This window comes from Pseudomonas sp. K5002, from assembly GCF_013386655.1.
Classification (GTDB): Bacteria; Pseudomonadota; Gammaproteobacteria; order Pseudomonadales; family Pseudomonadaceae; genus Aquipseudomonas.
The window spans coordinates 1-849 of the sequence record NZ_JACARK010000575.1 but is presented as its reverse complement, the minus strand read 5'-3'; the positions used below and the strand labels follow the sequence as shown (position 1 = coordinate 849).

The 849-nt window shown below is 61.7% G+C and carries 1 protein-coding gene and 1 pseudogene; both read left to right on the top strand.

Translation table 11 applies throughout. From position 1 onward, the window contains the following. Nucleotides 1-510, top strand: a 510-nt coding sequence (locus tag HX846_RS23760; protein WP_178966201.1) for a response regulator, incomplete at its 5' end; no start/stop codon positions are given. A 27-nt stretch (nucleotides 511-537) separates the two neighbouring features. Further along, nucleotides 538-828: pseudogene (locus HX846_RS23755) on the top strand (peptidylprolyl isomerase); the annotation flags it as partial. Nucleotides 829-849: the final 21 nt, after the last annotated feature.

The following is an 849-nucleotide window of genomic DNA, read 5'->3' as shown; positions in this document are numbered from 1 at the left end:
CAGCAATCCGGCGGCCACGTGACCATCCAAAGCGAACCGGGCCAGGGCACCTGCGTGCGCCTGTACCTGCCGCGCCTGCATGGCACGGCACTGGAGCGGACCACGCCCGCTACCCAGGGCGAAGCCCCGGTAGCGCTGGAAGGCGAAGCCGTGGTGGTGGTCGAGGACGACCCGGCAGTGCGGATGCTGGTGGTGAATGTGCTGGATGAACTGGGCTACACCGCACACCAGGCGGCGGATGCACGGGCGGCGCTGCCGTTGCTGGAGTCCGACTTGCGCGTGGATTTGCTGGTGACTGATGTGGGCTTGCCGGGGATGAACGGCAGGCAACTGGCGGAAATCGCCCGGCAACACCGGCCGGACCTGAAGGTGCTGTTCATGACCGGTTACGCCGAGAAAGCCGCCGAGCGCCAGGGGTTCCTGGAGGAAGGCATGGACATGGTGGCCAAGCCGTTTTCGATTGACCTGCTGGCCAACAAAATCCGCAGCATGATCAGCTCAGAGGCCTGACTTCAGGCATAATCGCGCGCCGTTTCACATCAGGACCGATCAATGAAAGCCCAAGCCCGTCACATTCTGGTGAAAACCAGTGAGGAAGCCGAACAGCTCAAGCAGCGTATTGCCAAGGGCGAAGCGTTTGATGTGTTGGCCAAGAAGTACTCCACCTGCCCTTCCGCCAAGCGCGGCGGTGATTTGGGTGAAGTGCGGCCGGGGCAGATGGTGGGGGTGATTGATGCGGTGATCTTCAAGAAGCCCGTGAAGCTGGTTCATGGGCCGATCAAGAGCAAGTTCGGGTATCACCTGGTGCAAGTGTTTTACCGCGATTGATGGCTGATCGTTCCCACGCTC